Origin of the sequence: Methanobrevibacter sp. YE315 (assembly GCF_001548675.1) — an archaeon.
GTDB lineage: Archaea > Methanobacteriota > Methanobacteria > Methanobacteriales > Methanobacteriaceae > Methanocatella.
In genome coordinates this window covers 1,697,496-1,722,328 of record NZ_CP010834.1, presented here as the reverse complement: position 1 = coordinate 1,722,328, position 24,833 = coordinate 1,697,496, and the positions used below count along the sequence as shown (strand labels likewise).

Sequence of the window (24,833 nt, the reverse complement as noted above, 5' to 3'; positions counted from 1 at the left end):
TATCATTCGTTTTATTTAAATACTTAATTATTTATATATAATTACATAACTTATTAAAGGTGAAATTATGCAAATTAGAGAATTTTTAGGTTCTACTGTTTTAGATAAAAATGCATATGAAGTAGGTAAAGTTGATAATTTGGATTTTGATCCAGAAACCGGTAAAATTGGTAAAATATCATTAACTTTACAAAAAAATATATTTTCTAAAGACGAATTAGAAATAGATTTTGAAGATGTTGCTACTATCGGAGCATATGTTATTTTAAACAAAGAAATTCCAAAAGAAGCTGAAGCAGAAACTGTTGAAGTTGAAATCGAAGAAGAAGAATAATTAAATAGGTTTTAAAATGGTTTTAGATGCAAGAGACATAGAAATTCCTCTCGAATCCCATGTTCGTTATGTCGAAACAGGAACTATTGGAAAGGTAATCGATGTAAGGACTAAAGACGGTGTAGAGTGGGTCATGTTAGATAAAACCAATTTATGGTATCGCTCAAAATTAGTCGAATTGCTTGATGAAAAGGATATTAAAAAATCCACTTTTTATGATAAAGAAAGCGATGGTGAAGTTGATATTGAAGCGATGAAAGAAAAAGCTAGAGCTTTAGAGGACTTGGAATTAGATTCTAAAGTTGCAGAGGGTGGAGGTTAATTCCACCTTTTAATTATTTATAAAATAGACTAATTTTTTCGGCAAGTTTAGGTCCAATGCCCTCGACTTTTTGCAATTCACTTTCAGAAACACCACTCAAATCATTTCCAAATACATTTACCAGAGTTCTTGCTCTTTTTCTACCGAGTCTTTTAACGCCAACAACCAGTGGGATAATATCTTTTTTTACACCATAATACAATCTTGCGGATAGGAAATCAAAGTCCTGCAAGTTTGAATAATTTCCCAATACTTCTGATGTATTTTTGGCGAATTTGACAAGGCGTGATGCTTCATAAGCAGACCTTCTTGTTGATGCTGAATAAACGTGATACTTGTTTTCAATTTCATATTCACTTCTTTCATTAATCCATTCAATCAATGAAACTGTGGTCGCTTCAGGATTTCCAATGTCTACGGCAAACAGTCCTGATTCGGATAATTTATCTCGCACAGGATCTTTTGATTTTCTTCCTTTAAATGTTATCAATGGCAAATCAGGTGTCTCGGATAAAGCATAAATGAACTCTTCAACATTTATTTCATTAATGCTTGAAATATATTCTTTGATTTTAACTGCTGTTTCAACAGTATAATTGGATTTAGCTATCAAATTACCGAAATCAGTTGTTTTAAGACCTTCGGGTGTTGCTCTGATTATTCCGTTTTGCAGCAGGAATTCCAATGCGCTTTCCAATTCATATCTTAAGCTATCTTCAGCAAACATGGACATTGACGGGTTATTCTTCATCTGATATCCGTATAATGTCCTTCCGAAGAAATCTGTTAAGTCATCAAGATTTTTGGAAAGTGATGATGCAATCTGGGCTATAATCTGCCTGTATATCGCATCCTTATTGTCAACCAATTTTGAATTTGTCTTCTCAATTTCCCCTTCAACATAATAATCCTGCAGGTTGAAAGCTTCATCCATGGTTTTTGCAATAAGATAGGAATATCCCACATCATCGTATTGGGGTCTGCCTGCCCTACCGGACATCTGTTCATAATCGAAAACAGGGATTGGCTGCGGTCCATTATTGGTCCAGCGGGTATGGTCTCTAATAATGACAGTTTTTGAAGGTAAATTAACACCATACATTAAGCTAGGTGTTGCAGTAATCATTAAAATATTCCCTTTTCTGAATTCATCTTCAATAATTTCTTTCTGTTCATTGAAAAGCCCTGCATGGTGGAATGCTACACCTTTTTCAGCAGCTTCAGCCAATTTTACACAGGTGCTTGTTGGAAGGGATCCTTTCTTTTTTGGAACTTCCAAGAGCTTGTCTGCAACTTCCTTGAACCTTTCCCTTTGCTCCTTGTTGATTTTTTTATTAATCTTTTTAGCGACGTATGTGGCCAAACTTTCTGTAAATCTTCTTGTGGATACGAAAGCCAATGCTTGGGATTTGTCTTTAATGGCCTTTTCAATTACTTTTACAATCACATCATTTTTATTCTTTGTATTGAACATTTCTGCATCCAATACTTCTTTATTCAGTGGAACTGGCCTGTAATCGTGTTCAACGCAGGTTCCTTCAAGCCAACCTTCAATCTCATCTATATTTCTTAATGTGGCTGAAAGTGCAATAATTCTCATGCCGGGATTTATGATTTTGGCTCTTGTTATTGCTGCTTCAAGTGTTGGACCTCTTGTAAATTCCCCGATCATGTGAAATTCATCGATGATTAATGTATCAACATCCCTGAGGGTATTCCATGAAAACCTTGTTAGGGCATCGAAAGACTCAAAAACCATCACTGATAAATCGGAATTAGATGGATGTTTTCCTACATTAATCCCATGTTCCTCAAATGCCTTGAACTCTTTTACTTTTTCATTTTGAATTGATAGGAGGGGTGCTGCATAAACAGCCTTTCCACCATTTAAAACTGTTTTAAGAGCTGGTAAAATTCCCAGAACTGTTTTTCCACTTGCAGTTGGGATGCAGATTATGTAATTTGAAGTATCATCCAAATATCCAGATTCAATGACTGCTTTTTGAGCCGGATTAAATTCTTTAATGTAGGGATAAGCGCTATTAATTATTGTTTTTATATCATCATCTAAATTTTCCATTTCAATCATTTAATTTTTATTTTTTTTATTCATATTAAATATTTCCGAGAGCATTTGTAACCTATTTCATAAGTAAAAATTATATATGACAAAATTATAAAATAGTTACAAATATTATAAGGAGATATATCATGGCAATTAAAGTAGAAGTATTTTCAACTAATTCATGTCCTCATTGTCCTGCAGCTATCGATGCTGCTCTAAAAGCAAAAGATAAACTAGGCGATGCAATCGATGTCGAAGTGCTCAAAATCGATGAAAGCAAAGAAAATTATCAAAAAGCTATCGACTATCAAATCATGGCAGTTCCTACTATTGTTATTGATGGCGATGTGGTTTTTGTCGGCGCACCTAGTGATTTTGAATTGATTGAAAAATTAGAATCTATGTTATAGATTCGCTCTTTTTTTATTATTTTTAAATTAAAATGACTAATGATAATTATATTGGCGTTACAACTGGTACTGTAGCTACCGCATGTTCTCTTGCAGCTTTAGATGCAATTTTAGATAGTCCGGATATTGCATGTGTTAAAGTTGAAACTCCAAAAAAGACATTAGATATTATCATTGATGAATGCAAAGCGATTTCTTCTTCTAAAGCATATGCAATAGCTCATAAGAATCCTTATAATGATCCTGACGTTACTGTGGATTTGGCTATTGTTTCCACTGTTGAATTGTTGGATAAGACTGATGAAGAGTCCAAAATCATTATAACCGGAGGTAAGGGAGTTGGTTTAATAACAAAACCGGGTCTTCAGATTCCGGTTGGGGATTATGCAATCAATCCGGTTCCTCGCCGTATGATAGTTAAAAATCTGGAGGATAAAATTCCTGAAGGGAAAGTTGCCCGCGTTGTTATTTCAATTCCTGAAGGTGAAGAAATTGCTAAAAAAACCATGAACCCTAAATTAGGAATAATCGGGGGAATATCCATTCTTGGAACTACCGGAATTGCAAGGTCAATGTCCAGTGAAGCATATAAAAATTCGATTGTTACACAAATTGATGTGGCACTTGCATCAGGATTTGAAGATTTGGTATTTGTTCCAGGTAATATTGGAGAAAAATTGGCCTTAAAAAAATTAGATATTTCAAAAGAACAGATTATTCAAACAGGAAACTATGTGGGGTTCATGTTTGAAGAAGCTGAAAAACGTGGAATCAGGAAATTCACTTTCTTTGGTCATATCGGCAAACTGATTAAAGTTGCTGGAGGAATATTTAACACAAAACATGCTGTAGCTGATGGAAGGCGCGAAATTATGGTTGCTCATGCTGCATTGTGTGGTGTTGATAGGGATAATCTCCAGAGATTATTTGATTCAAAGACAACTGATGACATGATGTCTATTTTGTATGAACTTAATGTTTCAACTGAAGTTTCTAACAGTATTGCTCAAGCAATCCGTGAAAGATGCAAGCAACGCTTTGATTTGGATTTAAATGTTATTTTGGTTGACATGGAAGGAACTTATTTAAATAATAATTTCATTAAATAAGTATAGAGGTTTAATTTTATGAAAATAGCTATGGTTGGTCAATTCCCACCTCATTTTGGAGGTGTGGGGGTTCATATTCACACTTTATCTAAGGAATTAGTTAAACAGGGGCATGAAGTTTACGTAATTACCTATCCTCACAAGGAGATTAAGGACATTGATGGGATTCATGTCATTGGAACTTCAGGATTGAATGTTCCGGGTATTCGAGGATTATTGTTTAAGATAAATGCTAAGAAAGCTTTAAAAAATCTTTTAGAGGAAGTTGACATTGATATTATTCATGGACATTATCTGTTCCCGGCAGGTGCTGCAGCTGTAGAAGTTGGAAAGGAATATGGGATTAAAACATATGTTACAGCACATGGTTCAGACATGTTTGAATTATACAAGTCACATCCTATAGTAAGGCCAACTTTACATAAGGTATTGCGTGATGCGGATGTTGTTCTTGCAGTCAGTAATGCATTGAGGCATGAAATCATTGCAACCGGCGTTGAAGGTATATCCGCCAAGACCAGACTTTCATGGAACTCCGTTGACATTGAAAAATTCTCAACAAATGGGGATGATTCATTTAAAAAAGAAAATAAACTTGAAGGTAAGCCTATTGTTCTTTTTGTCGGTAATTTAATCAAAAGAAAAAATGTTGATTCTCTTTTGGAAGCTAAAAAAATCTCAAACAGCGATTATTATCTTGTTGTTGTTGGCGATGGGCCTTTATATAAAAAATTGACTCGAAAGGTTGAGGAGGAACATATTCGTGATGTGATATTTACAGGTTCCAGAACCGATGTTGAGGATATCATTCCAAGCTGTGATGTTTTGATTCTGCCGTCCTTTTCAGAAAGTTTCGGTTTGGTCTTGATTGAGGCATTGGCCTGCGGAAAACCAGTAATCGGAAGTAATGTTGGTGGAATCACTGAAATAATTACCGATGATGTTGGATTGCTTGTAGATCCTAATAATATTCCATCTATAGCTGATGCAATCGATAGAATTGTAAATAACGATGATTTCAGATTGGCATTATCTCTTAATGCAAGGGATAGGGCTATCGATTTTTCAAAAGTCAATATTCCTTATGATGAGGTCAAACCATGAAAATGAATGTCAGGTCACCGGGATCTGCAACAATAATCAACGCTATTGCAACAGGTTTCGGTTCAGCTTTCGGAATAGGATTGGACATTAAATGCGAAGCTAAAACAATAGATAATGGCATAGAGTGCTTTAATGATGTTGGCGCGGATAATACGTTAATGGAATTGTGCGTAGAAAAGGTCTTTTCTCATTATGATATTGACAAATCAGAATTTGGTGTTAATATAAAAACTGAATCCAGTTTGCCTATGGCATCAGGATTGTCCAGTAGCAGCGCTTCATCAAATGCTATCGTTAAAGTTGTATCTTCAATTGTTTGCGAAGAATTCGATTTCAAACCTCTTGATGATTTGCAGATTATTAACATGGCGATTGATGCTTCATTAGATGCAGGTGTTACAATAACAGGCTCTTTTGATGATGCAACCGCTTCATATTTCGGAGGAGTTGTTATAACTGATAATAAGAATAGGGAATTCATCATAAAAGAGAAAATGGAGGATTATCCTATTTTAGTGTATATGCCTAATTATTATTCAAAATCCGGTGATTCAAATCCTGAAAGAATGAAATTGTTGGCTCCTCTAGTCGAAACTGCATTCTCTTTTGCAGTTGAAAAAGATTATTTCAAGGCCTTAAATTTAAATGGATTAATATATTCGGCCACTTTAGGTTTCGATTCATCAATTGCGATTGACGCATTGGAAGCTGGAGCTATTGCATCGGGGTTATCTGGTACAGGTTCTTCTTTTGTTGCCGTTGTTGGTGAAGAATCAATTGATGATGTAAAGGATTCCTGGAGCAAATATGAAGGCAGAGTCATTGAAACCAATGTGGACAATATCGGTTGTAGTTTAATATAATTGGATTGTTTTAGCCAGTTTCATCAGGAATAAATTAATTTACTATTTCTATCACTATTAAACATATAGTTTATATACTAGGATTAATAATAAATTATATTATTATCATTATTATCAATTGGTGATTTTTTGAAAAGTGATTATGAAATGTACTCTTTTAAAAATAAAAAAGAAGCTATGGAACTTCTCGAAGAATCCAGAAATCGTATTGATGAAATCGATAATGAATTGTTTGATTTAATTTCTCAGAGAACCTCTCTTGCAACTGGGATAGTTCTTTCTAAGGAATATCTTGGAATGCCAATTTATGATAAATCTCGGGAAGAAGAAATTCACAAAAAGATTGAGAGATTAGCTGAAGAAAATGGTCTTGATGTTGATATTACTAATCAAATCGTAGATATGCTAACTATTTTAAGTAAGAATAAGCAAAAAGAAATTTTAAGGAGGAATGTTAATGGGTAATATTAGAACTTCATTTGTTAAACGTTTAGCAAAAGAACTTATTGAAACTCATAAAGGTGTTTTCACTACTGATTTTGAAGAAAATAAAAAATTAGTACAAGAATACTCTACTGTAAGTACTAAACATTTAAGAAATAAAATTGCAGGATATGTTACAAGGCTTGTAAGGTTAGAACAAACCCAAGAATAAGCTTTTTTCATATTTTCTTACTCTTTTTTTATTTAATATTTTTTTAATTATTTGAAATTTTCAACTTTTTTTAAATCATGTTCATGTTATAAAGTTTATTAATATGGTTGTATAAAAATATATATGTATAATTTGTTTATTCAATATTTAAACAAATTTTCATGAATTTTTAAGAAATAGGTGAACTTAATGGATTTAATAGTAGTAAAATTTGGCGGAACCTCGGTTGGTGATGGTTCTAGAATTAAAAAAGCGGCGCAGTCCGTGGTAAATGAGTATATGAAAGGCAGTCAGGTAGTAGTTGTAGTTTCAGCTGTTAACAAGGCTACTGATGAGCTCATTGGATTATCTAATGAAGCTATTGGCAGTAGTTTAACAGACAAGCAGAAGGCAGAAATTATGGCTATGGGTGAATTAACTAGTGCTAGATTATTCTCAGCAACTATTGAATCTTTAGGTGTAAAGTCAGAATTTATTGACCCATACAATGAATTATGGCCTATTGTTACCGATTCAAATTCTTTAGAAGCAAAGATTGATTTAAATACAACCCATAAAAAAATCGAAGGAATCAGACATTTGATTAATCAAGGTGTTATTCCTGTCGTTTGCGGATTTTTAGGAAAAGGGCCTAGCGGTGAAATCACAACCTTGGGAAGAGGTGGAAGTGATATTACTGCATTTTTAATTGGGCACTGTTTAGATGCTAATGAGGTGATAATTGTCACTGATGTGGATGGTGTGATGTCTACTGATCCTAATAAAATTGAAGATGCGAAATTATTAGAAACTATTTCTGTTGAAGAATTGAGGGATTTGGCAACTCATGGGGCACAAGTATTGCATCCACATGCATTAAAATATAAAGATCCATTAATAAGTGCAAAAATAATCAATTTCGCCCATGGGGACTTAACTTCAAAGGGAACTCGTATTGTAGGACCTTTTGAGGGTGAAATGTTAAAATGTGTCACTCTTTATAAAAATCCTATTTCACTTATAGCTATTGTTGGAGAAGCAATGCTTAAACATGTTGGTTTAATGGCTAGTTTAACTGGCGCTCTTGCTGACGAAGGAATTAATATTTTTGGTATCTCCGCGGGCCAAAATTCAATCACTGTTTTTGTAGATAAAACAGATTCTAACAAAGCATATCATTTATTACATCAATTAGTTGTTGACATTGATGCGTTAAGTTCCTTATCACTTGGAAGAGACACAGCAATGATAACTTTTGTTAGTCCGGATATTATTGAAACCCCGGGTATCATATCAGATATTACAGAACCACTTAGAAAAAGTAACATTAACATTTTAGAGATTACTTCATCACAAACTGCAGTTGTTTTATTTGTCGACTGGGAAGATGGTGAAAAAGCACATGAATTAATTAGCGAGGTTTTAGAATGAATTTTGAAGGAACATATGTTGCAATGGTCACCCCTTTTACAAAAGAGGGAACTTTAGATGAGGAAGGATTTAGATCAAATATAAACTATTTAATCGATAAAGGTGTTAACGGATTGGTTGGTGCTGGAACCACCGGTGAATCAGCTACCATGACTCATGAAGAACACCACCGTGTTATTGAAATTTTAGTTGACGAAGTTGACGGAAGAGTTCAAACTGTAGCTGGAACAGGCAGCAATGCTACTTCAGAAGCAGTATCTCTTACTAAATTTGCTTGTGATGTAGGTGCTGATTCAGCATTGTTAATCACCCCGTACTATAATAAACCACAACAACATGCTTTGATTGACCATTACGGCACTGTAGCTGAATCTTGTGACATTCCAATTATTGCATATAATGTGCCATCACGTACCGGAATCAATATTGATGTGGACACAGTTGTGGAGTTAGCCAAAATCGATGGTCTTGGAGCAATTAAAGAAGCTAGCGGTAGTGTTGATAAAGTTTCTGATATTTACAAAGCCCTTTCACATGAAGGTCTTGAAGACGATTTTAAAATTCTTTCAGGAGAAGACTCTTTAACATTACCAATCATGGCAGTGGGTGGAACAGGTGTAATCAGTGCATCTGCAAACATCGACACAAGAAGGATGGTTTTAATGGTTGACAGTATTTTAAACGATGACTATACAAGAGCAATGGAGCTTCACTATGAAATGGTTGAATTAATAAGAGCTCTCTTTATTGAAAGTAATCCAGTTCCTGTAAAAACTGCAATGAATTTAATGGGACTTCCTTCCGGACCTTTAAGAAAACCTTTATGTGACATGAAAGAGGAAAACTTAGAAGTTCTTAAAAAAGCATTAAAAGATTCTGGATTAATTTAAGTAGGTATTATTATGATTAAAGTAGCAGTAACCGGGGCAGCTGGGAGAATGGGCTCCGGTATTATTAGAAAAATCACTGAACAGGATGACATGGAAGTAGTTGCGGCTATTGAAATGCCAAATACTCCTCTTGCCGGTAAAGATGCAGGTCTTCAGGCAGGTATTGATGAACTTGGTGTTAAAATTGTTGGTTCTGAAGATTTAGAAGAAGCTTTAAAATCATCTGGTGCTGAAGTGTTGGTTGATTTTACGATAGCTCCTGCAGCTGTTGAAACAATTAAAACAGCCACTGCTTGTGGTGTGGATATTGTTGTTGGAACTACAGGATTTACTGATGAACAAATGGCATCTAACGTTAAAAATGTTGAAGATAATAATGTAGGTGCAGTTATTTCATCAAACATGGCTATTGGAGTAAATGTATTTTTCAACACATTAAAGAAATTGGCTCCTCTTTTATATGATTTTGATATTGAAATTATTGAAGCGCATCACAATCAGAAAAAGGATGCACCATCCGGAACTGCAATGACTGCATTTGAAGTAATTGCGGCTGAACTTGAACGTGACCCTGAAGAAGTAGGTATATTTGGAAGAAAAGGTCTCGTCGGCAAAAGAACTTCAGAAGAGATTGGAGTTCATGCTATCCGTGGTGGAGATATTGTTGGTGACCACATAGTAATGTTTGTAGGCGATGGTGAAAGATTAGAAGTTAAACATCAGGCTCATACTAGAGAAGTTTTCATAGCTGGTGTAATCAGAGCTATCAGATATGTTCCTACTGCTCAAAAAGGTGTTGTAAGCAGTATGAATGATGTTTTAGGATTAGAATAGGTGAGATTTATGGTAAACGTTGGTGTACTTGGTGCAACTGGTATGGTTGGTCAAAGATTTATTCAGTTACTTGATAACCATCCAGATTTTGAGGTTACAGCATTAGCAGCATCATCTAGATCTGCAGGTAAAAGATATGAGGATGCTACTACTTGGTATTTGGATAGTAAAATGCCTGAGTCTGTTAGAGACATTAAAGTCATTGATACTAATCCGGAAGAAATGGATAATGATGTAGATATTGTATTTTCATCCCTTCCAACTGAATTTGCAGCAGATGTTGAAAAGAAATTCGCTAAGGATTATGTTGTTGCAAGTAATGCTAGTGCTCATCGTATGAAAAAAAATATTCCATTAGTGATTCCTGAAGTAAATCCTGAGTATTTAGACATGATTGATGCTCAACAAAAGGAAAATGATTGGGATGGATTCATTGTAACCAATCCTAATTGTTCAACTATTGCGTTAACTTTAACATTAAAACCTATTGTGGATAATTTTAATGTTCAATCTGTTAGAGTCTCAACCATGCAAGCTGTGTCCGGTGCAGGTTATAATGGTGTTCCTTCTATGGCTATTGTTGATAATTTGGTCCCATACATTGGCAGTGAAGAAGAAAAAATGGAGAGCGAAACCCTTCATTTGTTAGGTTCTTTTGATGGCGATACCGTAAACAATGCAGATTTCAAATTAAGTGCATCTTGTCATAGGGTGCCTGTTATTGATGGTCATACTGAAGCGGTATTTATTGAGTTGGATGATGACTTTGACATTGAAGATGTGAAAAGTAGTATGGCGAACTTTAAAGCATTGCCACAAGAACTCAATTTATTCTCAGCTCCTGAAAATCCTGTAATTGTCAAAGAGGAAAATGACAGGCCACAACCTAGAATGGACAGAAATGCAAGTAATGGTATGGCTGTTACTGTTGGTAGGTTGAGAAAAGACCAAGCATTTGATAATAGTTTCAAATATGTATTAGTTGGACATAATACTATTCGTGGTGCTGCTGGAGCATCTATATTGAATGCTGAATTAATTAATGATAAAATACTCTAATTTTATCAATTTATTTTTTTTATTTTTATTAATTTTTTTTATTTTTTCTATCTGTTTTCTAATTCTTTCTAATTTTATTTTTAGATTAATTTAAGGGTTTAATTTAAATAGTATGAAATAAATAATTTATATCAAGGAATTATATTGTACAATATATCGGAGTTTTCAAATTCATAATTTTTTAATAATTTGAAATCGATATTGGGAAAAAATTTTAACTAAGGGATAGAATGGAAATAGGAATTGATGCTGAAAAAGATACTTTACAATCTTTAATTCGCTCTTGCCTATTGGAGTTAAATAAATTAAAATTAGATTTGACAGAGCTTGAAGTAGAGCGGGCTAACGATAATACTCCGTTAAGGATAAAAGAGCTTGAAAAAGACATTGTAGAGAAAGAGAAAGAAGTTTCTGTGATTAAATTTAAAGCAGAAGACGAAATTAACCTTTTGAAACGACAACTTGATGAAAAAGACATTTTGATCAAGAATCAAGAGGACAGAATTTATGAATTAGATTATGTTAACAATTCTCTTGATGAAATTAAAGAATATTTTGCAGAACAGTTAAGGGATTACAAAAAAAAAGAATTGGCTGATGTCAATGAAAGATTAAACGAATCCTTTAGAAGCATGGCTGAAAAAGATGCTGAAATTAACTCTCTTTCAAGAACCATTGACGATTATAAAATCAAAGTTATTAAACTTGAAAATAATGTAGAATCTCAAACACAAATTTTAGAACTTGAAAAACAACTTGAATTTAAAAATAAGGAGATTCTTATTAAGGAAAATGAACTTTCCAAAAAAGACACCGAGATAGATATATTAAAAGAGCAAACAATCCCTAAAGATGAATATATCTCTCTACAGACTCAATTCGAGTCAGAAATTAATGCTATGGACGCAGAAATTTTTAACTTAAAACAAGATTCCATCCCTAAAAAAGAATATGATGCTCTTCAAATCAAATTCGATGAGGAAATTAAAGATTTAGGTAATCAGATTACTACCCTTAAAGAAAATTCTATCCCTAAAGATGAATACCTTTCTCTTAAAAATCAATTTGAAACTGAAATTTCCGCACGTAATAGTGAACTTGAATATATCAAAGAAAAATCTGTTCCTAAGGAAGACTACATTTCTCTTCAAACCAAATTAGAAAATGAGATTTCTGCCCGTAATAGTGAGCTCGAGTATATCAAGGAAAGATCCATTCCTAAAGAAGATTATATCTCTCTTCAGAATAAATTTGAAACTGAGATTTCTGCCCGTAATAGTGAGCTCGAGTATATCAAGGAAAGGTCCATTCCTAAGGATGAATACATTTCTCTTAAAACTCAATTACAAAGTGAAATCACTGAAAAAGATAATGAACTTCGCTATTTAAGAGAGCAAACTGTTCCTCGTGAAGATTATATTACTCTTGAAAACGAGTTAAACAGGAAAAATGATAAGATTAAAAGGTTAGAAGAAATTAACACTTTCTTTAATGAGCTTCAAGAAGAACAAGAAGCTTATGAAACCTTAGAATCAACTCCTCCATTCAGGTTGGAGAAAAAATCAAGGTAGATTATTCTACCTCTCTTAACTTTTTTTATTTTTCATTTTTTTCTTGTCATATCTATATGCCATATCTGATTTTAATATTTTTTTAATAAACCTTTAAGATAACTTATGGGCCATCACATTATTCTCATGGAAATATAAATTTCCATTAAAATTATTGGGGCATACATTAATAATTTGTGATACTATTTGTCATTACATTTTTTCATTTATTATGCAACGGGGTTTAAAATTTTTAACAGGATTTAAAATTATTATCATTAATTTAAATTTTTTACATTTTTTAAAAATTTTGTTATTATATTTATTTTTTTTTAAATAATTGTCGTGTTTATTCATTAAAAAAAGAAAATTATATATCTATTGTTTAATATAATTTATTTCAACGAATTAGAAGTTATATTTTTAAAATTTTTTGACGGTATGACTTGTAATTTTATTAGGATGTGTTATAAATGAAAAATTATTTCGACATAAAAGATAAAGTAGCTGTAATTACTGGTGGATCTTCTGGTTTAGGATTTCAAATAGGTAAAGCATATGCTGACCAAGGTGCAAAAGTTGTTCTTTTAGCAAGAAGAGAAGACAGATTAAAAGAAAATGTTGAAGAAATTAAAGAAACTTATGGTGTAGATGCATCTTATGAAGTTGTTGATGTAACCGACTATGCAAATGTTGAAGCAGCAGCTAAAAACATTATTGATGAGTATGGAAGAGTTGATATTCTTGTAAACTGTGCAGGAAGAGGATTCATGGCTCCTGTCATTGAACAACCTGTTGAAGAATGGGATAAGGATATAGCAATCGACTTAACCGGAGTATTCTACTGCTGCAAAGCATTTGGGGAATACATGGTTAAACAAAACTACGGTAAAATCATTAACATGGGTTCCATCCACTCCAGAGTGGCATTGACCGGCGGATTAATTACAGGTTATGTTGCTGCAAAAGGAGGAGTATTCAACCTTACAAAAACATTAGCAGCTGAATGGGCTCCATATAACATTACTGTAAATGCAATCGGACCAGCATACTTCGAATCAGAATTAACCGCTGATGTTGTCGGCGATGAACAATTTGACATGTTAATTAAAGCATTCTGTCCTATGGGCAGATGGGGAAAAGAAGGAGAATTAGATGGAATTGCAATATATTTAGCATCTGATGCATCTAGTTTCTGTACTGGTCAATTAATTAATATTGATGGTGGATGGACTGCAATTTAAGCCCAGTTTCCAATTTGTCACCTCGGGTATTTAAGTTGTTACTATATTTTAAAACAAGTCTTTTCATCTATATTCCAATATTTTAGGAGGATTATCTTATTGATAATTCTTCTTGAATATTCTTTTTTTTAAAAAATTTTTTATATCTTTATTTTTAATAAATATTATTATAATTAATTTTTTTTACATTTATTGAGTGATAAAATTGTGTGATGAAAAAGGCTGCATTTCGAAGGATATTCAAAAACAGATTAAATTTTTAATTAATTCAGAAATCCGTTTAAAAATTTTAGAATGTTTATTCTCATCATCACAGACTATAAAGTCTATTCAAACCCAAACCAACTTAAATTTAAGTTCCATTTCAATTAATGTAAATGATTTAGAAAAGAATGGATTTATAACAATTAAAAACGATGTTATAAGTCTGACAAATAACTGTAAACTCTTATTGATTAACATCTATAATCTAAATGATACAATTAACTTAATCGATGATAATAAGGATTTTCTGAATACACATATCGTTAAAAACTATCAATTTAGAGGTTTATCTAACTTATCACAATTAAAAGGATGTAAATTAATTGAATCAACAACATATGATGTATTCAAAACTACTAGAATAATAAAGGATCTTGCATTGTCTTCTAAATCCAGCAAAACAATCTTTCCTTATATGCATCCACAACTAATTGAAATGCTCGATTATTGGGCTGAAAATGACGTGGATGTTAAACTAATTTTGGATGAAAAGGTATCACATCTATTCCGCGATGCGATTAAGGAATACGGTTCTCTAAAAGGGAACATTTCCGTTAAAACAATCTCAAGAAAAATAGAATTCGCCTTAGCGGTCACAGAAAATAAGATGTTTTTGGGATTATACAAAGATGATGGAAAATTCGATTATAATGCAGTGTATATCTCTGAGGATTTGGAAGCCATTAACTGGGCAAATGATGTATTCAGAGAATATGAATATATGAGTGAAGACTATGAGGTTATTAAATGACTTTTGATTTGATGAGATTTATATTGACATCGGATATGCGTTTAAGTCTATTGCTTGAATTATTCGATAGTGAACAAAATGTTGAAAGTCTTAAAGCTAATTTAAATAAGAGTCATGGCTCTGTTTTAAGAGGATTGAAGGAGTTAATAGAAAAAGATCTTGTTTACAAGTCTGAAAAATCATTTTTCTTGTCTTCAACTGGATTCTTAATAACTTTAAATATAATTTCCATGTTTGATAATGCTTGTTCTATTGAAAATAATGCCGATTTTTTTAAAAAGCATTGTATTGATAATTTGGGAAATCCTTTTTTTAAAAGCTTATACATATGGAAAAATGGGGTGTTAATAGAATCTACCCGTGCGGAATTTGTCAAGACAGTTAATGTATACTCTGAAAAAGTATCCCAGTCCAACAATATTAATGTTATTTTGCCGGTATACTCAAAAGTTTTTATTAATATATTCATTAAATCATTAATTAAAAATGATGGAACCTTAAATTTAATAACAAATGAAATTATTTTGGATTTGATTAAAGAAAACGATGTTGAAGGCATATTTCAAAAATTGGTAAGTGAAGAAAAAATTAATATTTTCATATCTGAAAATGATTTTAAGGTGTTTTTCACAGCTACTGATGTATTTTCGTCTTTATTTTTGTTTTTTGATGAGAATCACTTTGATGATGGGGAAATGCTTTTGATTGAAGATAATATTGAAAATTCATTGGCGCTTTTTGATTCTTACAGGGACTTGATTAAATAATCTTTTTCTTACTTGAATTTACTTTATACCATAAAGTATTTATATAACCTTAAACTCATGTATTAAGTAGAAAGGTTTAGTCAACACTATAACTCATTTTCTCATGTTGATATTTAAACTGATCTAATTATTTTATGAAAAACTAAAAAAGGTGATTATTAATGGCACAAGGACAACCAATTTTTATTTTACCTGAAGGTACTAACAGGTCTGTCGGTAGAGATGCACAAAGAAATAACATTTTAGCTGGTAAAGTATTAGCTGAAACTGTAAGAACTACTTTAGGTCCAAAAGGAATGGACAAAATGTTAGTTGACGGACTTGGAGATATTGTAGTAACCAACGATGGTGTTACTATTTTAAAAGAAATGGATATTGAACACCCAGCAGCAAAAATGCTCGTAGAAGTAGCAAAAACCCAAGAAGATGAAGTTGGAGATGGAACTACTACTGCAGTTATCATTGCTGGTGAATTATTAAAAAAATCCGAAACTTTACTTGACTCTGACATTCACCCAACTATCATAGCTATGGGATACAGAAAAGCAGCTGAAAAAGCACAAGAAATCTTAGATGAAATCGCAATTGAAGATGTCGATTCTGAAACTTTAATGAAAGTAGCTATGACTGCTATGACTGGTAAAGGAACTGAAGCAGCACGTGAACCATTAGCAAAATTAATCGTAGAAGCTGTAGAAGCTATTGCTGATGAAGATGGTGTTGACACTGATAACATTAAAATCGAGAAAAAAGATGGTGCTGTTGTCGAAGAATCCAGCTTAGTTGAAGGTGTAATTGTAGACAAAGAAAGAGTACACCCAGGTATGCCAACTGAAATCAAAGACGCAAAAATCGCATTAATCAATGCTCCTTTAGAAGTTAAAGAAACTGAAATGGATGCAGAAATTACTATTACTGACCCTGCTCAAATGCAAGCTTTCATTGAACAAGAAGAAAAAATGGTTAAAGATATGGTAAACAAAATCGTTGATGCTGGTGCAAACGTATTATTCGCACAAAAAGGTATCGATGATTTAGCACAACACTACTTATCCAAAGCTGGCGTTTTAGCTGTAAGAAGAGTTAAAAAATCAGATATTCAAAAATTATCCAGAGCAACCGGCGCAAGTGTCATCACTAACTTAGATGACTTAACCGAAGAAGATTTAGGTATTGCTGGAACTGTAGAAGAAAGAAAAATCTCCGGCGAAGAAATGATCTTTGTAGAAGAATGCAGTGGTGCAAAATCCGTAACCTTATTCGTAAGAGGAAGTACCAAACACATTGTTGCAGAAATCGTAAGAGCAATCGAAGACGCAATCGGTGTAGTAGCAGCTACTGTTGAAGATGATAAAGTTGTTGCTGGTGGAGGAGCTCCTGAAATCGCAATGGCTAAAAAACTCAAAGATTACGCAGAATCTATTTCTGGAAGAGAACAATTAGCTGTAAACGCATTTGCAGAAGCTTTAGAAATCGTACCAAAAACCTTAGCTGAAAATGCAGGTTTAGACAGCATTGACTCCTTAGTAGATTTAAGAGCTGCACAAGAAAACTCTTTCTACATGGGATTAGATGTATTCACTGGTGAAGTTACAGACATGAAAGAAGCTGGAGTAATTGAACCTAAACGTGTCAAAAAACAAGCTATTCAATCTGCATCTGAAGCAGCTGAAATGATTTTAAGAATCGATGACGTAATTGCATCCACTAAAGGCCCTGAAGACATGGGTATGGACCCATCCATGGCTGGCGGAATGCCTCCAATGATGTAGATATAAAGAAATTTTTATAATTTCTTTTATTCTTTTTTTATTTTTTATGTATTCAAATAGACTTATTTTTAAGACATCCCTAGATGATGAAGTATTTTATTTAAATGACACTATTTTTGTTAAATTCAATGTTAAGCGTAATGGAATTTCCACATCCAAGTTGAACGGTGGGTTTTCTTCAGATTTTCAAAGTGTTTTTAACCATCATTTGTCACAGGAAAGTATTGATTATTTGGAAAATCATGATTTGAAAGATTACTTGATTCAACATTGCCTTCAAGTAAATATTGACCCTACTTTCTCTACAGGTTTGACCACATTGGCCGAAATGGAAAATGTAAGCATTGTAACTAAAACATATAAAAATCTTGATGTCACTGCAATAACTACAGCAGGCGTTAGAACTAATGCTGCAAGAGCAGGTGATCCTGCAGCTTATTATGAAGAAAACGGGAAATTCGGCACAATAAATACAATAATTCTTATTAATGCTAATTTGGCGTATGAAACATTGCTTGATGCATTTATGAGCGCAACTGAAGCAAAAACAGTTGCATTGAATGACTTGAAAATTCCTTCACAATACTCAAATGGATATGCCACAGGAACAGGAACAGATGGTTTATGCGTTTTTTCCAATTTGGAATCTGACAACTTTTTGACAAATGCTGGAAAGCATTCTAAACTGGGTGAAATGATTGGACAATGTGTAGCTGAATCAGTTAAAAAAGCTATTAAAAAACAAGTTTGGATTAGCTCAAAATCACAGTCAAATGCATTGGTCAGATTAAATAGGTATACATTAGACATCAATGAATTCTATGATAATTTAAACTGCGATAAAGAGGAATTTATTAGGCTTCTGCAAAAAGAGATGAAAAAACAGGATAATGTAGCCATTACCAGTTCAGTTTTAAATCTAATCGATGAAGTCGAATGCGGTTTGATTAAAAAAGAGGATGCTTTAATGTTGGCGGGCAAAATTATTGAAAATTGCAACAGTTATCCGATAAAAAAATTATTGGAGCATTGGATTAATAATTTTGTTTAAACTCATTTCTGTGAAATCCAATTTCCTTTTGATTATTTGAAATCTTTTGTAAATGTTTTATTTTCCCATGTTGTGAATTTATATCCGTTTTCATCATATTCGATATTCTCTATTGGAACTAAAGGCACTTTACCAAGACCTCCGGGTGAGTTGTATACATAGGTGGGTTTACACATTCCGCTTGTTCTGCCTTCTAAATGTTTCATAATCTCCAGACCTTTTGAGATATCAACTTGGAAGTGTTTAGTACTTCTAACCTCTTTTGGATGGAACAGATAATATGGGATTACGCGACAGTTTTGCAGTTCCTCATTGGTCTTTTGAATGCAATACTTGTCGTCATTGATATTGTGCAACAGCACCATTTGGTTTCTTACAAGCACTCCATGGTCGACCAATGTGTCGATTGCCCTGACTGCTTCAGGAGTAATCTCGCAAGCATGGTTGAAGTGTGTTGAAAGTTGAACTTTATATTTTCTAAGTAGGGTAGCTAGTTCATCATCAATTCTAAATGGAAGTGTCACCACTGTCCTTGTACCGACCCTTATTACTTCAACATGGTCGATTTGAGATAACTTATTGAATATGTATTCTAATCGATTATTAGATAACATCAATGCGTCTCCTCCAGTGACCAATACTTCTCTGATTGTTTGATGCTCTCTTATGAAGTCTATTGATTCGTCAATGTATTCTTTAGAAGTGTTCTTATCAGATTTGCCTATTAGTCTGCGGCGTTGGCAGTGCCTGCAGTACATCGGACAAGCGTTAGTGACATTAATAATTAATTTGTTAGGATATCTTCTGGTGATTTTTCCTGATGGATTTGACTGCTCTTCGTTCATTGGATCTAATTGACCGTCTTCGTCTAATTCTCTAATATCCGGAATGGATTGTAATTTTATCGGACAATTCGGATTATTGAAATCAATCAATGAAAAGTAATATGGGGTTATTGCAAATCTATGCTTTTCGCTAACCTTTTTTATGTTCTCGAATTCTTCCTGTGTAAGATCAGCATATTTCAAAATCTCTTCAGCATCACTAATACGATTTTTTAGTTGCCATTTCGGATTATTCCAGTCATCCTCGCTTGCATTTAATTCTTTTAAAATCTTATTTTTATTATTTTCATATAACTTTCTAGAAAACTCACTAAATCCAGTTCTGACTTTTGATTTATGCTTCATATCATCAATAGCTATCTCATCAAGTTCATCTGATCGAATTAATGATTTTTTTCTATTTGTGTTTATGATACCTACCCCGTTTTTATAGTTTTTTTATTGCTATTTTCATATTTTTGTTCATTTTAAAATATATTATTTTTCATGATGTTTCATTCATTAAGATTGAAATTTTCTATTTCCCCACTATCCTGAACAATTTTAGCAATAGCTTCTTCGGCATTATTTAGTTTTGTGTTGCATATTTTGACCAGCTGCATCGCTTTTGTAAATTCATCAATGGCATCGTCTAACGGCACATCACCATTTTCTAATCTGTTTACAATTTCTTCTAGCTTTTCCAAACTTTCTTCAAAACTTAATTCCTGCATCATATCACCTTTGTATTAACGGTTCCGTCATCAAATTCAATATCCAATTCATCTCCAGTTTTAACATCTTTTGCACTTGAAACAACCTTATTGTCAACTTTAGCTATTGAATAACCTCTTTTCAATGTCAAGAGAGGATCTAAAATTTTCAGTTTATCCACATTTCTGAAAAATATTTCTCGTTTAGCTTTAGTTACCTCTTCAGGGTCTCTCAAAACGGACCTTGACTCGATTTTAATCAATTTGTTTCTATTTTCAGAAATGATGTCCTTGGATGTAAAGTTTAGTTTACCTATTAGGTTGTCCAAATGCATTTGCTTAATTTCATAAATCGATTCTGGGTTTTTAAAAATCTGCTTTTGTGAGATATTGTCGATTTTTCTTTTATTTTCAATAAATTTATCATTAATGCTTTTATTAACTCTTTGGGATAATTGATTAACTTTATATTTGACTTCACTTATTTCAGGCACAGCGATTTCAGCGGCCGCTGTTGGTGTTGCAGCTCTTTTATCCGCCACATAATCTGATATTGTCCAGTCAATTTCATGTCCAACTGCACTTATGATAGGTATTTTACAATCATATATTTCACGAGCCACAATTTCCTCATTGAAAGCCCATAAATCCTCAATGCTGCCTCCGCCTCTGCCGACAATCAGAATGTCCAAGTCAAAGTTTTGCGCATACCTTATTTTATGCACAATTTGGGGTGCGGCGTTTTCTCCCTGCACTAGCGTTGAAAAAACATAGATTTCACATATTGGATATCTGCGCTTGATGGTTGTGATAATATCACGTATTGCAGCACCGGTTTGCGCTGTAACGACTCCGATTTTTTTAGGATATTTAGGTATTTCCTTTTTATGAGCATTATCAAATAATCCTTCTCTTTCAAGCTTTTTCTTTAGTTGTTCATAAGCAATATGCAGATTTCCAATTCCATCTTCGGTAATTTTAGTGGCATATAATTGATATTTCCCGTCCCTTTCATAGACTTCAATCTTTCCTTTAATAATTACTTTCATGCCGTTTTCAGGTTCAAACTTAAGGAATCTGTCTTTCATGCTTTTAAACATTACACCAGGAATTTGGGATTTTTCATCCTTCAGGGTAAAATAACTATGTCCGTTGCTATATGTTTTGTAATTAGAAATTTCTCCTTTAATAAGAATATTTTTCAAATTAAAATCCATTTTCAACTTTTTATTAATATAGGCATTAATTTGAGATACCGTGAATGTTTCCTCTCCCATATATTCACCTTAAAATCAATAATGTTATTATATTGTTTATATTTAATACAGTTTTTCATCAGTTTAAAAGTTTTTCTAAGGAAAATATTTTTAAATTGAAGATACAATATAAAAAATAGGTGTTTTTTATGAGAATCAAAGATGAATTATTTGGTAAAGAAGTTCTCGATAGTGAAATTCAAATTGTTGGAAAAGTCGCCGATGTTATTATGGATAAGGAAAGTTATGAAATTACTGATTTGGTAATTAAAAAATCCGGTTTTTCCGAACAGATTAAAGCTAGCGAAAATATTGTCCCAATGGAACTTGTAAAAGCTATCGGTGATAAGATTTTACTTAAAGGCGAAGATGATATTTAATTGATAAATATGCTTTCAAAGGAATATTTAATTGATTTATTAAAGGAAAATGAAGTATTTTTAGAGGGTGATTTTACATTATCTTCTGGAAAGAAAAGCAATTACTATATTAACATGAAAAAGGCCATTACAGAGCCTGAAATTTTATCTACAATTTCTAAACTGATTACTGAAAAAATCAAGGATGACGAAATTGACAAAGTTGCAGGTCCTGCTTTAGGTGCTGTTCCTATTGCTACTGCAGTTTCTCTTGAATCTGGATTGCCATTATTAATGATTCGTAAAGAAAAGAAAGGATATGGTACTTCCAAACTGATTGAAGGTGAACTTTTAGAAGGTGATGATGTCATCGTAGTTGAGGATGTTTCAACTACTGGAGGATCTCTTTTAAAGGCCATTAAAGCTATTAAGGATAATGGCGGTAATGTAAAAAGGGCTTTTGTGGTCGTTGATAGGGAAGAAGGTGCCATTGAAGAGTTCAAAAAAGAAGGAATAGTATTGGAACCTTTGATTTCTGTCAGTGAATTTTTTTAATTTTAAAAAAAAGATGATGAAAAATTAATTTCATCATTTTTTAACATGATGGACAAAATGAGGAAGTTCGTCAATAATTATGCCAAGTGCTGTTTTAACAGCATTCGGAGAACCGGGCATGGAAAAAATAACAGTTTTTTTATAAATTCCAGCGGTAGCTCTTGAAAGTAATGCTGCAGCACCAATTTCCTCATATGATTTTGCCCTAAACATTTCTCCAAAGCCATCTAATTTTTTTTCAAAAAGTGATTCAACTGTTTCAACAGTTATGTCGCGAGGATCAAGGCCTGTTCCTCCTGTTGTTAAGATAACATCAATATCCTCTAGAATCATGTTTTCAATAGAATTCACTAATTCGTCTTTTTCATCAGGAATCAAATCTCTAGATTTTAAAGTGTATCTTGATTCTAATTCTTCTGCCATGTATTGGCCTGACAAATCGGCCTTTTTAGATTTTCTACTATCACTGAGAGTGATTATTCCACATGTAATATCTTTAGAGGATTCTTTTTGATGTTGTTGAGATGATTCACTTTTCATTTTTTCTACCTTGTCTATTCGTTTTCAATAAATTCTTTAATTAATTTATATTCGTCTAAACAATTAAATAATTTTTTACTTGGATAGTATAGTGTACAATTTTTAAACTCCTCCTTTTCCACATATTTGTGTTCGTAGATTATTTCAATGTGGTATGTTATTGTTTTGTAATCTAAGTTCAACATATTTGACAATTGGTTAATATTATATGGTTTAGTGAGAATTTGATCAATTATTTTTGTTGTAGTTTTGCCGCCTTTTCTACCAACTATCAAATTAATTAGTTCCTTATTTTTTATTTTCCATATGCCCATATTTTTGGTCGTTATAGTCTTCATATTAATTTCATCCTCAAATATTTGAATATAGATTAAATGCCCATTTTAGAGCATTTTCATCTCTGGCAATTAATATTTGAGAGTCATCGTAGTGCCCATCCTTAAAAAACAGGGTCAATGACATAAAATCATCAGAATATGTTAAAAATATTTTTATGTTCTTTTTAATGGACCTGACAGTTACCTTTTTGTTTTTTAACAATGATTTGTTGAATGTTGCATTGTTTTTGATTGAATGCAGAATTTCTTCACTGATGATTAATTCCAAACTTTTCAACGTGTTTTCATTTAGCAATCCGATTATGTGTTCGAAATGGTTTTCGGAATATATGGGAAGAATTATCCTTAATTTCGATGCATCTGAAATCAATTCAATGTACTTGTTAAATGCATTAGACAAATCGCTTGTGGTTGAATTAACATATGTTGCATCCTTTAAAAGATAGATGTTTTTTAACATTTCTTCAGGTATATCCGATAAATCATGGTTGTTCCAGAACATTTTACTTTTGTTAATAGAATTCCAGTTTTCTATCAGTTTTATCAGGTTTGTAGTTAGCAGATATCCATTGGAAGTCAATTCGTAATATTTTTGAACTTTTTTAACTAGATTTATGTTTTCCAGTTCTTTAAGTCCATGCAATATTGTTGCTGATGGTTTTTTCAGTTCATTTCGCAGTTTTTCTAAATTTTTTGAATTCTCATAAAGCGTTAATAATAATTTGGTTCTCATTTCAGAGGTTAAAATGTACTTCACATGTTTATATTCTTTGTTTAATTCATTTCGGGTCTCTAGATTAGTCATTCTGTCACCTCGTTTTTTATGTCTTCAAATAAATTCAAGGCCCAATCCTGAGATTTTTCATTGTCTGAAATTAGAATCCTATTTTGATCAAAGCTGCCGTCATTTTTAAATAGGCCCAGGCTCATCGATTCATCACAAATGGTCAGATACAATTGCGGATTTTTTTTAACAATATCCACTTCCAGTCTGTTTTGCCTTAGGGCGTCTCTTCTCACTTGTCGGGTAATATGTGTCATTATGGCCCGGTAAATGTCTTTTGGCATTATTAATTCCACATGCCCCTCATTTTTTAGGATATTTTCAATCAATTGTGGATAGTCTGGGTGCATATATGGAAATATCGCTTTTAGGGAGTTTGTTTCAATCAATTGTTTTTTAATGGTATTGTGGGTTTTGTATATGTCAATCGGTGTTGTTTCAATTAGTTTTGAATCTTTCAAATCATTGATGTTGTTTATTGATTCGATGTTCAACTGATTAATGTTGTGCTTTCCCCAAAATGATTCGTAATCACTTATCAAATCAGCACTGTTTTTAAAATCCATCAGTGTTTTAAAGTAAATCTCGCTCATTGGATTGATGTAGTACTTGTTTTTAATCTTTTTAATGTGGTTGTTCTGCTCTAATTTGCTGATGTTGCTTGATACGGAACTATATGTGATTTTCGTATTTTTCACTATTCCTCGCACATTGTTTGGGTGATTGTTCAGTTCACTTAGAATTTTTAGTCTAATTTCTGATTTTGCAAGAAATTTGATATCCTTATTAAATTCAGTATGAATATTCATTTTTCAGCTTCCTCCATTTTTTTAATTCATCAAAAATATTAAATTTTTCAATGAATTTTGTATAATATCAGATTATTTCAACTAAATTTAAATAGATTTTTCCAAATATGTCCCAAATCTTGCCAATATCTGTTCTAAATCTCTTTCAAAGTTATTCAGTAAATATCCAAGAGTTTTTCCATATTTTACCCAGATAAAAAA

At 32.6% G+C, this 24,833-nt stretch carries 28 protein-coding genes; 20 read left to right on the top strand and 8 right to left on the bottom strand.

The window, feature by feature from the left end; all coding sequences use genetic code 11:
- Positions 1 to 67 precede the first annotated feature (67 nt).
- Together TL18_RS07875 and TL18_RS07870 are read left to right on the top strand one after the other, a co-directional pair.
- Positions 68 to 334 (top strand): PRC-barrel domain-containing protein, encoded by a 267-nt coding sequence (locus tag TL18_RS07875; RefSeq protein ID WP_067043929.1) that lies wholly within the window; start codon positions 68 to 70, stop codon positions 332 to 334.
- Positions 335 to 350: 16 nt separating this feature from the next.
- Positions 351 to 656 (top strand): DUF2098 domain-containing protein, encoded by a 306-nt coding sequence (locus TL18_RS07870; RefSeq protein WP_067043927.1) that lies wholly within the window; start codon positions 351 to 353, stop codon positions 654 to 656.
- A gap of 13 nt (positions 657 to 669) precedes the next feature.
- Here the strand turns inward: TL18_RS07870 and TL18_RS07865 are convergent, their stop codons facing one another.
- Positions 670 to 2,745, bottom strand: a complete 2,076-nt coding sequence (locus TL18_RS07865) for a DEAD/DEAH box helicase (protein WP_067043924.1) — start codon at positions 2,743 to 2,745, stop codon at positions 670 to 672.
- A gap of 122 nt (positions 2,746 to 2,867) precedes the next feature.
- Between TL18_RS07865 and TL18_RS07860 the strand changes: the two genes are divergently transcribed.
- The 16 genes from TL18_RS07860 to TL18_RS07785 all read left to right on the top strand — a co-directional run bounded on the left by TL18_RS07860 (position 2,868) and on the right by TL18_RS07785 (position 18,454).
- Positions 2,868 to 3,131: a thioredoxin family protein gene (locus TL18_RS07860; protein WP_067043921.1), complete on the top strand. Its 264-nt coding sequence runs from the start codon at positions 2,868 to 2,870 to the stop codon at positions 3,129 to 3,131.
- Positions 3,132 to 3,163: 32 nt separating this feature from the next.
- Positions 3,164 to 4,240 carry a cobalt-precorrin-5B (C(1))-methyltransferase CbiD gene (gene cbiD / locus TL18_RS07855; RefSeq protein ID WP_067043918.1) on the top strand — a complete coding sequence of 359 codons (1,077 nt, stop codon included), beginning with the start codon at positions 3,164 to 3,166 and terminating at the stop codon, positions 4,238 to 4,240.
- Positions 4,241 to 4,258: 18 nt separating this feature from the next.
- Positions 4,259 to 5,344 (top strand): glycosyltransferase family 4 protein, encoded by a 1,086-nt coding sequence (locus TL18_RS07850; RefSeq protein ID WP_067043915.1) that lies wholly within the window; start codon positions 4,259 to 4,261, stop codon positions 5,342 to 5,344.
- A complete protein-coding gene (locus TL18_RS07845) occupies positions 5,341 to 6,207 on the top strand; it encodes a shikimate kinase (protein WP_067043912.1) in 867 nt (288 codons plus the stop codon). The genes TL18_RS07850 and TL18_RS07845 overlap by 4 nt, the downstream gene beginning before the upstream one ends.
- A gap of 177 nt (positions 6,208 to 6,384) precedes the next feature.
- Positions 6,385 to 6,672, top strand: a complete 288-nt coding sequence (locus tag TL18_RS07840) for a chorismate mutase (RefSeq protein ID WP_231483598.1) — start codon at positions 6,385 to 6,387, stop codon at positions 6,670 to 6,672.
- Positions 6,665 to 6,862 carry a 30S ribosomal protein S17e gene (locus tag TL18_RS07835; protein ID WP_067043908.1) on the top strand — a complete coding sequence of 66 codons (198 nt, stop codon included), beginning with the start codon at positions 6,665 to 6,667 and terminating at the stop codon, positions 6,860 to 6,862. Before TL18_RS07840 ends, TL18_RS07835 begins: the two co-directional genes overlap by 8 nt.
- 189 nt (positions 6,863 to 7,051) lie before the next feature.
- Positions 7,052 to 8,272 carry an aspartate kinase gene (locus TL18_RS07830; protein WP_067043907.1) on the top strand — a complete coding sequence of 407 codons (1,221 nt, stop codon included), beginning with the start codon at positions 7,052 to 7,054 and terminating at the stop codon, positions 8,270 to 8,272.
- Positions 8,269 to 9,162, top strand: coding sequence for a 4-hydroxy-tetrahydrodipicolinate synthase (gene dapA, locus TL18_RS07825; RefSeq protein WP_067043906.1), 894 nt, complete (start codon positions 8,269 to 8,271; stop codon positions 9,160 to 9,162). The genes TL18_RS07830 and dapA overlap by 4 nt, the downstream gene beginning before the upstream one ends.
- A gap of 12 nt (positions 9,163 to 9,174) precedes the next feature.
- Positions 9,175 to 9,996, top strand: coding sequence for a 4-hydroxy-tetrahydrodipicolinate reductase (gene dapB / locus TL18_RS07820; protein ID WP_067043905.1), 822 nt, complete (start codon positions 9,175 to 9,177; stop codon positions 9,994 to 9,996).
- A 9-nt stretch (positions 9,997 to 10,005) separates the two neighbouring features.
- Positions 10,006 to 11,055: an aspartate-semialdehyde dehydrogenase gene (gene asd / locus TL18_RS07815; protein WP_067043904.1), complete on the top strand. Its 1,050-nt coding sequence runs from the start codon at positions 10,006 to 10,008 to the stop codon at positions 11,053 to 11,055.
- 230 nt (positions 11,056 to 11,285) lie between these two features.
- The gene (locus tag TL18_RS07810) at positions 11,286 to 12,626 is read left to right on the top strand and encodes a hypothetical protein (RefSeq protein WP_067043903.1); all 1,341 of its coding nucleotides are present in this window, start codon (positions 11,286 to 11,288) and stop codon (positions 12,624 to 12,626) included.
- A 452-nt stretch (positions 12,627 to 13,078) separates the two neighbouring features.
- Positions 13,079 to 13,849, top strand: coding sequence for an SDR family NAD(P)-dependent oxidoreductase (locus TL18_RS07805; RefSeq protein WP_067043902.1), 771 nt, complete (start codon positions 13,079 to 13,081; stop codon positions 13,847 to 13,849).
- Between the two features lie 205 nt (positions 13,850 to 14,054).
- The gene (locus tag TL18_RS07800) at positions 14,055 to 14,864 is read left to right on the top strand and encodes a winged helix-turn-helix domain-containing protein (protein ID WP_067043899.1); all 810 of its coding nucleotides are present in this window, start codon (positions 14,055 to 14,057) and stop codon (positions 14,862 to 14,864) included.
- Entirely contained in the window at positions 14,861 to 15,631 is a 771-nt protein-coding gene (locus tag TL18_RS07795) for a winged helix-turn-helix domain-containing protein (protein ID WP_067043894.1), read from the top strand. Before TL18_RS07800 ends, TL18_RS07795 begins: the two co-directional genes overlap by 4 nt.
- Positions 15,632 to 15,792: 161 nt before the next feature.
- Complete coding sequence (gene thsA, locus TL18_RS07790) at positions 15,793 to 17,403, top strand: thermosome subunit alpha (protein ID WP_067043891.1); 1,611 nt, start codon at positions 15,793 to 15,795, stop codon at positions 17,401 to 17,403.
- A 46-nt stretch (positions 17,404 to 17,449) separates the two neighbouring features.
- Positions 17,450 to 18,454, top strand: a complete 1,005-nt coding sequence (locus tag TL18_RS07785) for an adenosylcobinamide amidohydrolase (protein WP_067043888.1) — start codon at positions 17,450 to 17,452, stop codon at positions 18,452 to 18,454.
- 32 nt (positions 18,455 to 18,486) lie between these two features.
- Here TL18_RS07785 and TL18_RS07780 read toward each other — a convergent pair whose 3' ends face one another.
- The 3 genes from TL18_RS07780 to xseA all read right to left on the bottom strand — a co-directional run bounded on the left by TL18_RS07780 (position 18,487) and on the right by xseA (position 21,268).
- Complete coding sequence (locus TL18_RS07780) at positions 18,487 to 19,644, bottom strand: KamA family radical SAM protein (protein WP_082706440.1); 1,158 nt, start codon at positions 19,642 to 19,644, stop codon at positions 18,487 to 18,489.
- Positions 19,645 to 19,793: 149 nt separating this feature from the next.
- Complete coding sequence (gene xseB / locus TL18_RS07775) at positions 19,794 to 20,012, bottom strand: exodeoxyribonuclease VII small subunit (protein WP_231483596.1); 219 nt, start codon at positions 20,010 to 20,012, stop codon at positions 19,794 to 19,796.
- Complete coding sequence (gene xseA, locus TL18_RS07770) at positions 20,012 to 21,268, bottom strand: exodeoxyribonuclease VII large subunit (RefSeq protein ID WP_067043879.1); 1,257 nt, start codon at positions 21,266 to 21,268, stop codon at positions 20,012 to 20,014. The genes xseB and xseA overlap by 1 nt, the downstream gene beginning before the upstream one ends.
- A gap of 128 nt (positions 21,269 to 21,396) precedes the next feature.
- Here xseA and TL18_RS07765 point away from each other — a divergent pair, with 128 nt between their 5' ends.
- The gene (locus tag TL18_RS07765) at positions 21,397 to 21,627 is read left to right on the top strand and encodes a PRC-barrel domain-containing protein (RefSeq protein WP_067043876.1); all 231 of its coding nucleotides are present in this window, start codon (positions 21,397 to 21,399) and stop codon (positions 21,625 to 21,627) included.
- 9 nt (positions 21,628 to 21,636) lie between these two features.
- A complete protein-coding gene (gene pyrE, locus TL18_RS07760; protein ID WP_067045462.1) occupies positions 21,637 to 22,161 on the top strand; it encodes an orotate phosphoribosyltransferase in 525 nt (174 codons plus the stop codon).
- A gap of 33 nt (positions 22,162 to 22,194) precedes the next feature.
- Here pyrE and TL18_RS07755 read toward each other — a convergent pair whose 3' ends face one another.
- The 4 genes from TL18_RS07755 to TL18_RS07740 are packed head-to-tail and all read right to left on the bottom strand — an operon-like array spanning position 22,195 to position 24,632.
- Entirely contained in the window at positions 22,195 to 22,701 is a 507-nt protein-coding gene (locus TL18_RS07755; protein WP_067043873.1) for a molybdenum cofactor biosynthesis protein B, read from the bottom strand.
- Positions 22,702 to 22,715: 14 nt separating this feature from the next.
- A complete protein-coding gene (locus TL18_RS07750; RefSeq protein WP_067043870.1) occupies positions 22,716 to 23,039 on the bottom strand; it encodes a winged helix-turn-helix domain-containing protein in 324 nt (107 codons plus the stop codon).
- 13 nt (positions 23,040 to 23,052) lie between these two features.
- On the bottom strand, positions 23,053 to 23,844 hold the full coding sequence (locus tag TL18_RS07745; protein WP_067043866.1) for a winged helix-turn-helix domain-containing protein: 792 nt from the start codon (positions 23,842 to 23,844) through the stop codon (positions 23,053 to 23,055).
- Entirely contained in the window at positions 23,841 to 24,632 is a 792-nt protein-coding gene (locus tag TL18_RS07740; RefSeq protein ID WP_156064638.1) for a winged helix-turn-helix domain-containing protein, read from the bottom strand. Before TL18_RS07740 ends, TL18_RS07745 begins: the two co-directional genes overlap by 4 nt.
- Between the last annotated feature and the right edge of the window lie 201 nt (positions 24,633 to 24,833).

Bases quoted from the DNA above. Each gene is read 5' to 3' on its own strand.
- TL18_RS07830 (WP_067043907.1), top strand. From the start codon at position 7,052: ATGGATTTAATAGTAGTAAAATTTGGCGGAACCTCGGTTGGTGATGGT.
- TL18_RS07865 (WP_067043924.1), bottom strand. From the start codon at position 2,745: ATGATTGAAATGGAAAATTTAGATGATGATATAAAAACAATAATTAAT.
- xseA (WP_067043879.1), bottom strand. From the start codon at position 21,268: ATGGGAGAGGAAACATTCACGGTATCTCAAATTAATGCCTATATTAAT.
- pyrE (WP_067045462.1), top strand. From the start codon at position 21,637: ATGCTTTCAAAGGAATATTTAATTGATTTATTAAAGGAAAATGAAGTA.
- dapA (WP_067043906.1), top strand. From the start codon at position 8,269: ATGAATTTTGAAGGAACATATGTTGCAATGGTCACCCCTTTTACAAAA.
- TL18_RS07875 (WP_067043929.1), top strand. From the start codon at position 68: ATGCAAATTAGAGAATTTTTAGGTTCTACTGTTTTAGATAAAAATGCA.
- TL18_RS07780 (WP_082706440.1), bottom strand. From the start codon at position 19,644: ATGAAGCATAAATCAAAAGTCAGAACTGGATTTAGTGAGTTTTCTAGA.
- TL18_RS07810 (WP_067043903.1), top strand. From the start codon at position 11,286: ATGGAAATAGGAATTGATGCTGAAAAAGATACTTTACAATCTTTAATT.
- TL18_RS07745 (WP_067043866.1), bottom strand. From the start codon at position 23,844: ATGACTAATCTAGAGACCCGAAATGAATTAAACAAAGAATATAAACAT.
- TL18_RS07765 (WP_067043876.1), top strand. From the start codon at position 21,397: ATGAGAATCAAAGATGAATTATTTGGTAAAGAAGTTCTCGATAGTGAA.
- xseB (WP_231483596.1), bottom strand. From the start codon at position 20,012: ATGCAGGAATTAAGTTTTGAAGAAAGTTTGGAAAAGCTAGAAGAAATT.
- cbiD (WP_067043918.1), top strand. From the start codon at position 3,164: ATGACTAATGATAATTATATTGGCGTTACAACTGGTACTGTAGCTACC.
- TL18_RS07750 (WP_067043870.1), bottom strand. From the start codon at position 23,039: ATGAAGACTATAACGACCAAAAATATGGGCATATGGAAAATAAAAAAT.
- TL18_RS07795 (WP_067043894.1), top strand. From the start codon at position 14,861: ATGACTTTTGATTTGATGAGATTTATATTGACATCGGATATGCGTTTA.
- TL18_RS07850 (WP_067043915.1), top strand. From the start codon at position 4,259: ATGAAAATAGCTATGGTTGGTCAATTCCCACCTCATTTTGGAGGTGTG.
- TL18_RS07845 (WP_067043912.1), top strand. From the start codon at position 5,341: ATGAAAATGAATGTCAGGTCACCGGGATCTGCAACAATAATCAACGCT.
- TL18_RS07740 (WP_156064638.1), bottom strand. From the start codon at position 24,632: ATGAATATTCATACTGAATTTAATAAGGATATCAAATTTCTTGCAAAA.
- TL18_RS07785 (WP_067043888.1), top strand. From the start codon at position 17,450: ATGTATTCAAATAGACTTATTTTTAAGACATCCCTAGATGATGAAGTA.
- asd (WP_067043904.1), top strand. From the start codon at position 10,006: ATGGTAAACGTTGGTGTACTTGGTGCAACTGGTATGGTTGGTCAAAGA.
- TL18_RS07835 (WP_067043908.1), top strand. From the start codon at position 6,665: ATGGGTAATATTAGAACTTCATTTGTTAAACGTTTAGCAAAAGAACTT.
- TL18_RS07755 (WP_067043873.1), bottom strand. From the start codon at position 22,701: ATGAAAAGTGAATCATCTCAACAACATCAAAAAGAATCCTCTAAAGAT.
- TL18_RS07870 (WP_067043927.1), top strand. From the start codon at position 351: ATGGTTTTAGATGCAAGAGACATAGAAATTCCTCTCGAATCCCATGTT.
- dapB (WP_067043905.1), top strand. From the start codon at position 9,175: ATGATTAAAGTAGCAGTAACCGGGGCAGCTGGGAGAATGGGCTCCGGT.
- thsA (WP_067043891.1), top strand. From the start codon at position 15,793: ATGGCACAAGGACAACCAATTTTTATTTTACCTGAAGGTACTAACAGG.
- TL18_RS07860 (WP_067043921.1), top strand. From the start codon at position 2,868: ATGGCAATTAAAGTAGAAGTATTTTCAACTAATTCATGTCCTCATTGT.
- TL18_RS07805 (WP_067043902.1), top strand. From the start codon at position 13,079: ATGAAAAATTATTTCGACATAAAAGATAAAGTAGCTGTAATTACTGGT.
- TL18_RS07840 (WP_231483598.1), top strand. From the start codon at position 6,385: ATGGAACTTCTCGAAGAATCCAGAAATCGTATTGATGAAATCGATAAT.